Origin of the sequence: Actinomycetospora lutea (assembly GCF_028737205.1) — a bacterium.
In the GTDB taxonomy this organism is placed as follows: Bacteria; Actinomycetota; Actinomycetes; order Mycobacteriales; family Pseudonocardiaceae; genus Actinomycetospora; species Actinomycetospora lutea.
The window spans coordinates 67,478-80,411 of the sequence record NZ_JAQZAL010000020.1; the positions used below are offsets into that span (position 1 = coordinate 67,478).

At 74.2% G+C, this 12,934-nt stretch carries 9 protein-coding genes; 1 reads left to right on the forward strand and 8 read right to left on the reverse strand.

The window, feature by feature from the left end:
- Positions 1–54: 54 nt before the first annotated feature.
- The 4 genes from PHK61_RS21240 to PHK61_RS21255 form a co-directional block, all read right to left on the reverse strand.
- Complete coding sequence (locus tag PHK61_RS21240; RefSeq protein WP_274283014.1) at positions 55–2,091, reverse strand: glycosyltransferase; 2,037 nt, start codon at positions 2,089–2,091, stop codon at positions 55–57.
- Between the two features lie 94 nt (positions 2,092–2,185).
- A complete protein-coding gene (locus PHK61_RS21245) occupies positions 2,186–2,470 on the reverse strand; it encodes a hypothetical protein (RefSeq protein ID WP_274283015.1) in 285 nt (94 codons plus the stop codon).
- 85 nt (positions 2,471–2,555) lie between these two features.
- Positions 2,556–3,770, reverse strand: coding sequence for a UDP-galactopyranose mutase (gene glf, locus PHK61_RS21250; RefSeq protein WP_274283016.1), 1,215 nt, complete (start codon positions 3,768–3,770; stop codon positions 2,556–2,558).
- Positions 3,771–3,854: 84 nt separating this feature from the next.
- The gene (locus PHK61_RS21255) at positions 3,855–5,282 is read right to left on the reverse strand and encodes an amidase (RefSeq protein ID WP_274283017.1); all 1,428 of its coding nucleotides are present in this window, start codon (positions 5,280–5,282) and stop codon (positions 3,855–3,857) included.
- 103 nt (positions 5,283–5,385) lie between these two features.
- Between PHK61_RS21255 and PHK61_RS21260 the strand changes: the two genes are divergently transcribed.
- Entirely contained in the window at positions 5,386–6,345 is a 960-nt protein-coding gene (locus tag PHK61_RS21260) for a helix-turn-helix transcriptional regulator (protein ID WP_274283018.1), read from the forward strand.
- Positions 6,346–6,358: 13 nt separating this feature from the next.
- On the opposite strand, the gene PHK61_RS21265 is transcribed toward PHK61_RS21260, so the two are convergent.
- The 4 genes from PHK61_RS21265 to lysS are packed head-to-tail and all read right to left on the reverse strand — an operon-like array spanning position 6,359 to position 12,933.
- Complete coding sequence (locus PHK61_RS21265; protein ID WP_274283019.1) at positions 6,359–7,480, reverse strand: alpha/beta hydrolase; 1,122 nt, start codon at positions 7,478–7,480, stop codon at positions 6,359–6,361.
- Positions 7,477–8,907: an APC family permease gene (locus tag PHK61_RS21270; protein ID WP_274283020.1), complete on the reverse strand. Its 1,431-nt coding sequence runs from the start codon at positions 8,905–8,907 to the stop codon at positions 7,477–7,479. Before PHK61_RS21270 ends, PHK61_RS21265 begins: the two co-directional genes overlap by 4 nt.
- A complete protein-coding gene (locus tag PHK61_RS21275; protein WP_274283021.1) occupies positions 8,904–9,407 on the reverse strand; it encodes a hypothetical protein in 504 nt (167 codons plus the stop codon). The genes PHK61_RS21270 and PHK61_RS21275 overlap by 4 nt, the downstream gene beginning before the upstream one ends.
- Positions 9,408–9,456: 49 nt before the next feature.
- Positions 9,457–12,933, reverse strand: a complete 3,477-nt coding sequence (gene lysS / locus PHK61_RS21280; protein ID WP_274283022.1) for a lysine--tRNA ligase — start codon at positions 12,931–12,933, stop codon at positions 9,457–9,459.
- Position 12,934 lies beyond the last annotated feature (1 nt).

Below are 12,934 nucleotides of genomic sequence, written 5' to 3' on the forward strand. Positions count from 1 at the left end.
AGGCGGACAGCTTCGGTCCTTCTTCCCGCCTCACCAGCGAGAACCGTGGCGAATTCAGCGGAAGCGGTCGAAGACCTGCTCGCGCCAGGCGGTGCGGCTCACGAGCTCGCCCATCGCGTCCCGGTAGCGGCGGCGCAGGGCCGGCCAGGCCTTGCCGACCTCGGCGTGCAGGCGCACCGACTCGCGCAGCATCGCCCAGAACATCTCGCGGTCGCGCTTGCGGAACGTGACCCCGGAGCCGTCCGACGTCGTCACCGCGGCGCCGTCGAGCATCGAGAGCAGGAACCACTGGCTGTGCTCGGCGGGCACGTCGCGCTGCGGGCGCTCATGGGCGGCCGGGTCGACGGGACGCATCTGGTGCACGAGGCCCCGGGCCAGCGCGGCCACCTGCGCGATCCGGCCGACCGGCGGCCTGGGCCACAGCTGGGCCTCGCGGGCGCCGAGCGCCGGGCGCGGGAGGTCGTCGGCGCCGCGGTGCACGGTGCCGTCGGGGAACTCCGCGCGCGTGGCCCGGACGGCGCCGAGCGCGGTCGGCAGGGCCCCGAACAGCGCCTTCGGCCCGGACAGGAAGTCGCGCATCGCCATGTGGTGCAGCGCGATCGTCGAGTACTCGAGCAGGAAGAGGTGGCGCAGGGTGCGCTTGAGCGAATCGGCGAGCATCGCGCGCGGGTTGTCCGGCCCGTGCAGCGCGGCGACCACCAGGCGGTTGCGGACGTGGAAGTACGCCTGCCAGTCGGAGGTGTCGTCCTTCTCGACGAACGACATGTGCCAGATCGCGACCCCCGGCACCGTGGCGGTCGGGATGCCGTGACTCCCGGCGCGCAGGCCGTACTCGCAGTCGTCCCACTTGATGAACAGCGGCAGCGGCAGCCCGATGCGCTCGGCCACCGTGCGCGGGATCAGGCACATCCACCAGGCGTTGTAGTCGACGTCGGTGCGCCGGTGCATCCACAGCGTCTCGCGCAGCGAGTCGACCGCGAAGTCGTGGTCGTCCTCGGTGTGCGGGGCGATCTGCCAGAAGAAGTGGCCGCGGTCGACGACCTCGCCCATCGCGTGCAGGTGCGAGCGCGCCTGGAGCGAGAGCATCTGCCCGCCCACCAGCATGTCCTCGCGGGCGAACCGCGAGAACGCGAGCGCGCGCAGCACCGAGTCCGGCTCGAGGACGACGTCGTCGTCCATGAACAGGATCTGCTCGCAGTCGGTGGTCTCCAGCGCCTCGTGCATGATCCGCGCGTAGCCGCCGGAGCCGCCGAGGTTGGGCTGGTCGATGATCCGCAGGCGGTCGCCCAGGGCCGCGGCGGCCTCCGCGTAGCCGGGCTGGTCGCGCACCTTCGAGGAGCCCTGGTCGGGGATGATGACCGCGGTCAGGGTCTCGCTGACCAGCGGATCCTCGCCGAGCGCCGTCAGGGTGGCCACGCAGTCCGACGGGCGGTTGAACGTCGGCATCCCGACGGCGATCGCGGCGCGGCCCGGGGCCTCGCGGTCGGCGTACCAGCCGCCGGAGACGAGCTCGAGGGCGTCGTTGTCGCTGGAGAGGTCGAACCACACCCAGCCGCCGTCCGCGAACGGCGTCAGCGACACCGGTACGACGACCTCGGTGTCGTCCTCGGTGGCGACGGTCTGCCCGGCCAGGTGCACCGGCACGCCCTTGGCGGTCGAGCGGTAGACGTCGACGCGGCCCCGCCCGCGCAGCCGCAGGCGCAGGGACACCGCGTCGAGCACCGACCAGCGGCGCCAGTAGGCGGCCGGGAAGGCGTTGAAGTAGGCGGCGAACGAGACCTCGCTGCGCTCCGGGAGGCGCACCCCGGTGCGGGACACGACCTCGGCCACCCGGCCGCCGGAGCGCCGCACGTGCACGACGTACTCCTCGACGGAGTCGTCGAACGTGCCCGGGCGGTAGGCCGTCGGCGCCGTGGTCTCCATCGACGTCGCGGTGCCCTCGTCGAGGTAGAGCGCGCGCACCGACGTCGGGTCCGCCGGCCGGGGCAGGATGACGCGCTGGAGCAGCGCGGCACCCTCGGCACCGTCGGCACCCGGGCGACCCGCCGGTCGTGCCGTCATCTCCACCGTCCCGCCGACCGTGCTCGTCACACCGACGACGGTAACCGCGCGCGGGTCGCCGGCCCGGGAGCCCCCCGGCGGGTCGCCCCGCCGGCCACTCCGTCGAGGCGCGGCACGACCCCGGTCAGGGGGTCGGCGTCGAGCAGACCAGACCGGTCGGGCAGTTGGCCGGGTTGTACTCCGAGGGCCGGGTGCTCGGCGCCGTCGTGTGGTGGGTCGACGAGGGGTGCGGGGTCCCGCTGTGGTGCCCGCCCCCGTGGTTCGCGGGCGCCGAGCCGCCGCCGGACCCGCCGCCCGCCGACTCGCTGCTCGTGTCGCAGGCCGACAGGCTGAGCACCGCGGCGCACGAGAGCATCGCCAGGAGGCCGGCGGCGGAGCGCCGCCGGGCGGGGGACAGGGGAGCGGACACGGGGGCCTCCGGCCGAAGATCGACGAGGAAGCCGTGACGCTACGCGATCAAGGGCGGGCCCGAAGCGTCCGAACGAGTGACTGGATCAGGTGTCGGCCAGGTCGGCGCCGTCGAACGATGCACCCTCGGTGAACCACGGGGCGATGCGGTTGTCGAACAGGGTGAGCGCCGACCCGATCGCCATGTGCATGTCCAGGTACTTGTACGTCCCCAGCCGGCCGCCGAAGAGCACGCGCCGGTTGGTCGCCTCCTTGCGGGCGAGCTCGCGGTAGCGCTCGAGCTTGGCGCGGTCCTCGGGGGTGTTGATCGGGTAGTACGGCTCGTCGCCGTGCTGCGCGAAGCGCGAGTACTCGCGCACGATCACCGTCTTGTCCTTGGGGTAGGACGTCCGCTCCGGGTGGAAGTGGCGGAACTCGTGGATGCGCGTGAACGGCACGTCGCGGTCCGCGTAGTTCATCACCGGGGTGCCCTGGAAGTCCCCGGTCGTCGTCAGCACCTCCGGCTCGAAGTCGAGGGTGCGCCAGCCGAGCTCGCCCTCGCTGAAGTCGAAGTAGCGGTCCAGCGGGCCCGTGTAGACGGTCGGCACGTCGGCCGGCAACCGATCGCGCAGGTCGAACCAGTCGGTGTCGAGGCGGACCTCGATGTTCGGGTGGTCGGCCATCCGCTCGAGCCAGGCCGTGTAGCCGTCGACCGGCAGGCCCTCGTAGGTGTCCGAGAAGTACCGGTTGTCGAACGTGTAGCGCACCGGCAGGCGCGACACGATCGACGCCGGCAGGTTCTTCGGGTCGGTCTGCCACTGCTTGGCCGTGTAGCCCTCGAAGAACGCCTCGTAGAGCGGGCGGCCGACCAGCGCGACGCCCTTCTCCTCGAAGTTCAGCGCGTCGGCGACGTCGATCTCGGCGGCGTGCCCGGCCACCCAGGCGCGCGCCTCGTCGGGGCTCATCGCGCGGCCCGCGTACTCGCAGATCGTCGCGAGGTTCACCGGCATCGGGTAGACGCGGCCCTCGTAGATCGTGAAGACGCGGTGCTGGTAGCCGGTGAAGTCGGTGAACCGGTTGACGTAGTCCCACACGCGCTTGTTCGAGGTGTGGAACAGGTGCGCTCCGTAGCGGTGGACCTCGATCCCGGTCTCGGGGTCGGGCTCGGAGTAGGCGTTGCCGCCGAGGTGCGAGCGGCGCTCGACCACCAGCACGCGCTTGTCGAGCTCGGTGGCGGCCCGCTCGGCCACGGTCAGCCCGAAGAAGCCCGAGCCCACCACGACGAGATCTGGGCTGACGACGAGGTCCGGATCCGCACCCATGCCACCGACGGTAGCCGGGGCGGTGCGCTGCACCGGGTCCGGGTACGCCCGTTGCTCCCGCCGGTGGACGAGGTGCCGTGACGACTAGGACGTCGGCGGGCGGTGCCCGCTCCAGGGCATCGCCCGCTCGAGGTCGGCGGCCAGCCCGATGAGCGTCGACTCGTCGCCGTAGGGCGCGACGACCTGCACCCCGACCGGCCAGCCCTCCTCGGTGCGCCCGAGCGGCAGCGAGATCGCCGGGTTGCCGGTGACGTTCGACAGCGCGGTGAAGCCCGCAGTCGAGAAGATGTGGTCGTACCAGCCGCGCGCGTCGCGCGACGGGTCGTCCTGGTCGAGGTACCCGAGCGGGGTGTTCGGCACGTTCATCGTCGGCGTGAGGATGACGTCGTACTGCTGGTGGAACGCGGCGACGGTGCGGCGGGTGGCGTTGAAGACCCGGTCGGCGGCGTACAGGTCGCCCGCGGTGAGGGTGCGGCCGTGCGCGGCGCACGCGAGCGTCGCGGCCTCGAGGTGCTCGGAGCCGGGCTCGACGCCGAGTGCGGCGCCGAGCACGTCGACGCCGTCGGCGAGGAAGCTCGTCCAGGCCACGAGGTTGGCGTCGTCGAACGCCGCCGCGTCCAGCTCCGGACCGGCGACCTCCACCGCGTGACCGAGGCCCTCCAGCGTGCGCGCAGTCGCCTCGGTCGCCGCGGTGCAGCGGGGGTCGACCGTGCCGTTCCCGGAGAACGGGGTGGTCCACAGCGCCACCCGCAGCCGCCGGCTGCCCGCGGCCACCTCGTCGGCGTAGGGGCGCGGCGGGTCGGGCAGCAGGTACCGGTCGCCGGGCTCGTACCCGTGCACCGCGTCGAGGAGGCCCGCGGTGTCGCGCACGGTGCGCGTCACGGCGAACTCGACGCCCATGCCGAGCAGCGGGTCGGCGTAGTCGGGACCCGGCGAGGTGCGCCCCTGGCTGGGCTTGAGGCCGACCAGCCCGCAGGCCGCCGCCGGGATGCGGATCGAGCCGCCGCCGTCGTTGGCGTGCGCCACCGGCAGCGCCCGCGCCGCGACGAGCGCCGCGGACCCGCCCGACGAGCCGCCGGGGCTGCGGGTGGTGTCCCACGGGTTGTGGACGGCGCCGGTCGCCACCGACTCGGTGGTCGCGTTGAACCCCAGCTCCGGGGTGGCGGTGAGCGCGAGGGTCGCGAGCCCCGCGCGGCGGAAGCGGGTCATGAGGTGGGTGTCGGCGGGCATCGGCACGCCCGCGCCGAGCAGCCGCGTGCCGGCCCGCTGCGGGACGCCCTCGGCGTGGACGATCAGGTCCTTGATGGCGAACGGGACCCCGGCGAACGGTCCGTCGGCGGCGTGCTCGAGCGGGGTGTCGAAACGCTCGCCGACCACGGCGTTGAGGCGCGGGTTCACGGTGTCGATCGCGGCGACGGCGGCGTCGCGCGCCTCGTCGCTGCTCACCTCGCCCTTGCTCAGCAGCGCGGCCAGGCCGGTGGCGTCCAGCTCGGCGTACTCCTCGGGTGTCATGCGCCGATGCTGGGCCGGACGGCTCCTCGTGACATCGGTCGGATGACGGATGTGCCGGCCGGACCCTGGTCGGGCGGTGCCGGCCCCGCGTAGCTTCCGGAGCATGTCCGCGGTCGCGGCCGCCCGCGAGCTGCGGTCGTTCCTCCGGCGCCACGGGAGCCGTTCCCCGGGCGCCGCCCGGGCCGTGCTCGCCGGCCTCGGCGAGGTCGTGCCCGCCGACTGCGTCTCGCTCGCCGTGCGGGACCCGCCGAGCGGCGGGCACCGCACGCTCGCGTCGTCCTACCCCGCCGCGGTCGACCTGCTCATCGACACCCGGATGCACACCGACCGGCTGTTCACCGTGGTCCGCGAGGGCGGCCGGGCGGTGCGGGTGCGCGACCTCGAGCCGTCCCGGCGCCGGGGCGAGATCTTCGAGAGCATCATCGTCCCGCAGGGCTTCCGCGACGGCGTCACGCTCTGCCTGTTCGCCGCCGACGACCGCTACGTCGGCATGCTCAACGCCAGCGTGCTCGACGGGCGGCACCCCGACGACGACACGATCGCGCTGCTCGAGCTGCTGGCCCCCGACCTCGCCGCCGCACTCGACCCCGTCCCGGCGCCCGCGGCGCGCACCGGGACGCTCGGCGCCGACGGCACCCACGGGCTGCTCGTCGGCCGCGGCGGCCACGTCGAGCTGCTCTCGGCCGAGGCGCGGCCCGGCCTGGTCCGCGCGCCGTCCCCGCTGGCCGGGATCGTCGACGACGTGCTCGCGGGCGCGGCGCCGCCGGGCCCGCTGCTGCTCGTCACGGGTGCGGGCGACGTCGTCGGGGTCGAGCTGCACCCCACCGCGCGCGGGGTCCTCGTGCTGCACCGCGAGACCGCCCCGCCGGCCGGGCTGACCGTGCGGGAGCTGGAGGTGCTCGACGGGGTCGGCCACGGGCTGAGCAACCCGGAGATCGGCGCGCGGCTCGGGATCCGGCCGCGGACGGTGGCCACCCACGTCGAGCACGTGCTGGCCAAGACCGGCGCCCGCAACCGGGCCGCGGCCGCCCGCAGCGCCGCCCGGTGGGGTCTGCTGGCCTGACGCCGTCGGTGTCTCAGGGGCAGCTGGGCACCAGGGGCCCCGCGCCGAGGCGTCCCGCGATCCACGGCAGGGAGTCCGAGAACGCCTGGGAGAAGAGCGCGAACGTGTGCCCGCCGCCGGGGACGACGACCTCGCACGTCGCGATTCCCGCGCGCCGGGCGGCGGGCACGAGCGTCTCGGCCGCGGCGTACGGCTCGGTGTCCGCGTCGCCGACCTCGAACCAGCCGCCGAGCTCGGCGTACCGGCGCTCGGCCAGCAGCGCCGCCGGCTCGTGGGCCCGGAACGCCGCCTGGGAGCCGCCGAAGAGCCCGGTGACCGCCGAGTCCGTGTCGGCGTTGGTGTCGCCGGCGCGCGGCCCGGCGAGGCCCGCGTAGTCGCCGAACGTCGCGAAGAGGTCGGGGTGGCGCAGCGCGAGCATCAGCGAGCACGACCCGCCCTCGGACAGCCCCGCCACCGCCCAGGTCCGCCCGGGCGCCGCCGCGTGGAAGACGTCCTGGACGAAGCGCGGCACGTCGGCGGTCAGGTAGGTCTCGACGCGGCCGCCGGGGCCGTCGACGCACTCGCTGTCGCCGTCGATGGTGCCGTTGACGTCGGGCATGACCAGGATCGGCGCGACCCCGCCGTGCGCCGCCGCGTACGCGTCGGCGGTCGCCCCGGCCTGGCCGCCGTCGAGCCAGTCCTGCGGCATGCCGGGGGTGCCGTGCAGCAGCATCACCACCGGCAGCTCGGGACGCGGGCGGGCGAACCAGGCCGGCGGCACCCACACCATCGCCGGCCGCCCGGCGAAGCCCGACTCCTTGCCGGGGATCTCCATCGACGTGACGATCCCGCGGTCGGGGCGCTCGGTCCGCGCCAGCAGCGCCGCGAGCTCCACCTCGTCCGACGGCGGCAGCCCGAGCACGTCGCCGAGGGTGCGGAAGTAGTCGAAGTGCGCGTTCACGGTCGCTCCGGACCCGACGAGCACCAGCACCGTCGTCAGCGAGATCAGCGCGATGCGGCCGGCCCGCGTGATCCGGCCCAGCCGGTTGCGCAGGAGCAGCGCGAGGGCCACGACCACGAGCAGCGCGAGGATCGCGCCGGCGCCGAGGAACGAGTCGGTCGTGATGTCGATCTCGCCGATGCTGTCGACGGTCACGCCGGCACCGGGAGCTCGTCGTCGGAGTCCGCGTCCCGCCGCGCCCGCCGCCGGGCGAGGGCGGCGAACACGAACGGCGGCGCGGAGAGCACGGCGACCGCGACGGCGAGCAGGGTCACGTAGGTGATGGTGCTGCCCGTGGCGAGCTGGCCGGGCGGCACGAACCCGAGCACGAACGCCGCCAGGCACCCGAGCAGCCCGATCCCGCCGACCGCGTAGACCCCGGGCAGCCCGCCCGGGATGCGGTAGGGCCGCTCGGTGTCGGGCTGGGTGTGCCGCAGCCGTACCACGGCCGCGAACATCAGCGAATACATGATGATCACGATCTGGGCGGTGACCGCCGAGAGCATCCAGTACGACGTGCTCACGCTGGGCACCAGCAGGAACAGCAGCGTGAAGACGGTCCCGGCCGCGCCCTGGATGAGCAGCAGGGCCACCGGCACGCCGTGCGCGTTGAGCCGTCCGAGCCGCGCCGGCACCGAGCCCTGCGCCGCCACCGCCGCGACACCGTTGGCCGGGCCGAGGATCCAGGGCGCGAGGTGGGCGATGCCGCCGAACGCGACGACCAGCGCGAGCGGGGCCACGGCCCACCCGAGGCCGAGGCGGTCGAGCACGCGGCTGAACAGCTCCATCGTCCCGGAGACCAGGCTGATCTCGCTCGCGGGCACGACCATCGCGAGGAAGAGCGAGCCCAGCACCGAGAAGACGACGACGACCCCGACGCACAGGGCGATCGCCCGCGGCACGGTGCGCCCCGGGTCCCGGGTGTCGCGGGCGTGGAAGCCCGCCATCTCCATGCCCGTGAACAGCAGGATGATCCCGCCGAGGAAGGCCAGGTTGTTCAGCTCGACGTCGGGCACGAGCGCGCCGGCCGAGAACGGGATCTGGCTCGGGTTGCCCTGGGCCAGGTAGGCGGCGGCGAGGACGACGACGCCGATCGCCGGGACGATCGAGCCGGCCACCGTGCCCACCGAGCCGATCCAGGACGACGTGCCGACCCCGCGCAGGCTCACGATCGTCGTGGCCCAGAAGAAGGCGAGCATGACCACGACGAGGAAGACCTTGTCGGTGGCCAGCGACGGATCCAGCGCGTAGGCGAGGCTCGCGGCCATGAACGACAGGACCGTCGGGAACCACGCGACGTTCTCGGCGTAGTCGCACCACACCGCGAGGAAGCCGGCGCGCTCCCCGAAGGCCTCCTTGACCCAGGCGTAGACCCCGCCGTCGCGCGGCCACCCGGTGCCGAGCTCGGCGGCGACCATCGCGATCGGCACGAGGAACACGACGATCGAGAGCGCGAACAGCGCCAGCATCGACCAGCCGTACTCGGCCATCACCGGCAGGTTGCGCACGCTGACGATCGCCGCGATGTTGATCATTGCCAGGGCGAGCACCCCGAGGCCGACCACACGGGGCTTGACGTTCACGCGGCACCCTTCGCGAGCAGCACCGCGTCGATCCGGTCGGCCACCACGTCCTCCGCACCACCCTGGACCACCACGACGAGGTCGCCGTAGGTGCGCACCGTCGACGACGCCCGCGGGCGCCCGACGCCGGAGATGCTGCGCGCCGCCGCGTCGCGGTCGGTGTCGTCGGCGAAGGCGTCCGCCTGGACCGTCGCCGTCTCGCCGTCGCGACACCGCACGGCGACGACGAGCGTGCGGGCGGCGACGGCGTCGGTGGCCAGCGGGTCGGGCAGGTCGGTGCGCGAGCAGACGACCAGCCCGGCCGCGGTGATGTCGGCCTGCAGCGCGTCGAGCGCCCCGGCGCCGCGCGGGCCCTGCGGCGTCTTCTTCCCGCTCGCGTCGGCGAGCACGACGATCGCCACGACCACGGCCAGCGCCATCCCGACGAGCACCACGACCAGCACGACGTCACCGAACCCGTTGCCGCGCGTGCGCCGCGGGTGGCGCTCGATGACGCTCACGCCGCGGCCCGCTCGGCAGCCGTTCCGCCGGGGCTCACGCCGCTGGGGGTCATGCCGCTGCGGCGGTCGTCGGCGACGGCTCGCCCGACGGTGAGGGCGCACCCCCGACCGCGGCCGGCACGAACATCGGGCCCAGCCCCGGGACGGCCAGGAAGCCCTCGGCGCCCGCGTAGAGCAGCCCGACGCGGGGCAGGTCGGCGGGACTGCGGTAGGCGAGCACCCGGGGCAGCCACTGCGGCCCGAACTTCGCGTTGAAGTCGTGCAGCGAGCGGACCTGGAAGAACGGGTTGAGCACGCCGACCGCGCGCCGCGCGAGCTTCTGCGTGGCGGTGAACGGCACGTCCTCGGCGAACAGGCGCCCCCACATCGCGAAGTTCATCGACAGCCGCGTCACGCCCCGCTCGGCCAGCGCCAGCGCGCTCTTCGCGATGAGGAACTCGGTCATGCCGTTGGGCGCGCCGGGGTCGTGGCGCATGAGGTCGAGCGTGTAGCCGAACGTCGTCCCGGTGGCCGGGCCGCCGTAGGCCGGCACGAGGCGCAGGAACCCGCCGGGCACCCCGTCGGCGTCCAGCGCGACGCAGAGCAGGAAGTCGCTGTTGGCCGCCGAGCCGGTGATGTCCTGCGAGAGCGACATCGTGAACCCGCGCTCGGGGTTCTTGCCCCGCCACTTCTCCGAGATCGCGTTCAGCGCCGCCACGAGGGTCGGCGACGCGGCCGACTCCGCGATCAGCTGGAAGCGGTGGGTGCGCTCGACCCGGCGGACCGCGGCCCGCACGCTCTTGCGCTCGCGGCCCTCGAGCGTGAACGACGGGCAGTCGATGATCGCCTCGTCGCCCAGGTAGAACGACCGGAAGCCCCGCGAGGCGAGCAGTCCGCCCTCGCGGGTGTCCTCCTCGCGGGCCGCGAGGAACGCCGGGGTCCACGCGCGCTGGGCGCACATGGCGAGGAACTCGTCGACGACGGCGGGCAGCGAGGCCTCGTCGCCGATCGGGTCCCCCGCCGCGAGCGCGTAGCCGCCGAGGTAGGTGTAGGCGATCATCGCGCGGCCGTCGGAGCCGAAGAAGAAGCTCTTGTCGTCGCGCAGGGCGAAGGCCGCCAGGGTGTCCCAGCCGTAGGTGTGCACCAGCGTCTGCGCGCGACTCCAGTCGTCGCGCGTGTGCGGGTCGCGGGCGGTCAGCGGCCGGAACACCAGCACCAGGAACACGACGAGCCCGACGACCCCGAGCGCGAGCAGCGCGGCCGGGAAGGTCTCGGCGAACACCCGTCGGTCGAACGTGTACGGGCCGTCGAGCCCGACCAGCCCGCCGAAGATCGTCTCCAGCCCGCCGGCGACGGTCAGCTCGGGCGTCATCCGCCCGCTCTGCAGGCCCAGCGAGACGAAGCCGAAGGCCAGCACGCAGGCGAGGTAGATCGGCACGAAGCGCACCAGCCGCAGCAGCGACGGGGGGTCGGCGGGCGCGCGGAACCGCCCGCGCGCGACGACGAGCAGCACGAGCAGCGCGACGCTGATCGCCAGCCCGACCTGGTGCGGGCCCTTGAGCACGTGGGCGACCACCGCCAGCGCGCTGAGCACGACCGCCACCCGCCACGCCGCCTGCTTGCGCTTGGCGAGCTGGTCGGCCAGCAGGATCAGCAGCAGCCCGATCGCGGCCGAGAGCACGTGCCCGGTGACCGCGAACCAGGGCGGGACCAGGTCGAGCTCGACCCGGTCGCCGAGGCGCTGGTGCACGATCGGCATGTGCACCAGCAGGTGCAGCAGGCCGGCGAGCGCGGTCAGCCCGGCGATCAGGGTGACCGTCCACGGGCGCGTCGGTGGGCCCTCGTCCGGTGCCGCGGCCGCCCGGGCGACGGCCACCGGGGTCCGGGGCGCGGCCGCGGTGAGCGCCGCGGCCGGCATCGGCGTCGGCGGGAGCACCGGGCGGTGGGCCCCGCCCGGTCCGCCGCCGGGCGGCGGCGCGAACTCGGGGCGCAGGGTCGGGAAGAGGATGACCTCGCGGATCGAGTCGACGCTGGCCAGGAGCATCACCAGCCGGTCGATGCCGATACCGAGCCCGCCGGTGGGCGGCATGCCGTACTCGAGTGCGCGGACGTAGTCGAGGTCGATGTCGCCGGCCTCGGGGTCGCCGTTGCGCTTGGCCTGGGCCTCCTCCTCGAAGGCGGCCATCTGTTCGACGGGGTCGTTCTGCTCGGAGTAGGCGTTGCACAGCTCGAAGCCGGCGACGATCAGCTCGAAGCGCTCGCTGTAGGCGGGGTCCTCGCGGTGCGCGCGGGCGAGCGGGGAGACCTCGCGCGGGTAGTCGATGCAGAAGACGGGGCCGACGACGTCGTGCTGGACGCGCTCGTCGTACACCTCCTTCATCAGCCGGCCGGCGCCCCAGCCCTGCTCCCACGCGATGCCGAGGCGGTCGAGGATCCGGCGCGCCTCGTCGATCGGCATCTCGGGGTGCATCTGGGCGCCGGTCTTCTCGGCGATCATGTCGGCGAACCGCTCCCGCGGCCACGGCGGGCGGACGTCGATCTCCTGGCCCTGGTACCGGACGGTGAGGTCGTCCCCGAGGGCGGCGTGCGCGGCGGCCACCACCATGCCCTCGGTCAGGTCCATCATGTCGTGGTAGTCGGCGAAGGCCTGGTATGCCTCGAGCATCGTGAACTCGGGGTTGTGCCGGGTGTCGACGCCCTCGTTGCGGAACACCCGCCCGAGCTCGAAGACCCGCTCCATGCCGCCGACGATGAGGCGCTTGAGGTGCAGCTCGAGCGCGATGCGCAGGTACATGTCGAGGTCGAGCGCGTTGTGGTGCGTGACGAACGGGCGCGCCGACGCCCCGCCCTGGATGCTCTGCAGGACCGGGCCCTCGACCTCGGTGAAGCCCTGCTCGGCGAGGTGGGTGCGGATCGCGTGCACGGCGGCGTGGCGGACGCGGAAGATCTCGCGGGTGCGCTCGTTGACCTGCAGGTCGGCGTAGCGCTGGCGGTAGCGCGTCTCGACGTCGGCGAGCCCGTGGTGCCCGCCGGCCGGAGGGCGCAGGGCCTTCGCCAGCAGCGCGCACTCGTCGACGCGGATCGAGAGCTCGCCGCGGCGGGTGGTCATGACCCGGCCGCGGACGCCGACCCAGTCGCCGCGGTCGAGGTCGTCGATCGCCTCGTGGGCCTCGTGCCCGACGACCGCGGTGTCGACGAAGAGCTGGAGGGCGCCGGTGCGGTCGCGCAGCGTGCCGAAGCTCAGGCCGCCCTGGCGGCGCAGGCCGGTGAGCCGCCCGGCGACGCAGACCTCCTCGTCGGTGACGGTGTCGGGAGCGAGGTCGGCGTGGGCGGCGCGGATGGCGGCGAGGGTGTGGTCGACCGGCCAGCGGTAGGGCTCGGTCTCCCCGGCCGCGCGGCGCGCCGCGAGCTTGGCGGCGCGGATGTCCTGCTGGCCGAGGTGAACGCCGTGGTCGGCGTGGTCGGCGTGGTCGGCGTGGTCGGCGTGCTCGTCGGGGGCCGGCGCGGTGGCCCCGTGGCCGTCCTGGGCGTCCGTGGGGGCGTCCATG

Excerpts from the sequence above, each read along its gene's own strand:
- glf (WP_274283016.1), bottom strand. The coding sequence starts at position 3,770 with ATGGGTGCGGATCCGGACCTCGTCGTCAGCCCAGATCTCGTCGTGGTG.
- PHK61_RS21255 (WP_274283017.1), bottom strand. The coding sequence starts at position 5,282 with ATGACACCCGAGGAGTACGCCGAGCTGGACGCCACCGGCCTGGCCGCG.
- PHK61_RS21260 (WP_274283018.1), top strand. The coding sequence starts at position 5,386 with ATGTCCGCGGTCGCGGCCGCCCGCGAGCTGCGGTCGTTCCTCCGGCGC.
- lysS (WP_274283022.1), bottom strand. The coding sequence starts at position 12,933 with ATGGACGCCCCCACGGACGCCCAGGACGGCCACGGGGCCACCGCGCCG.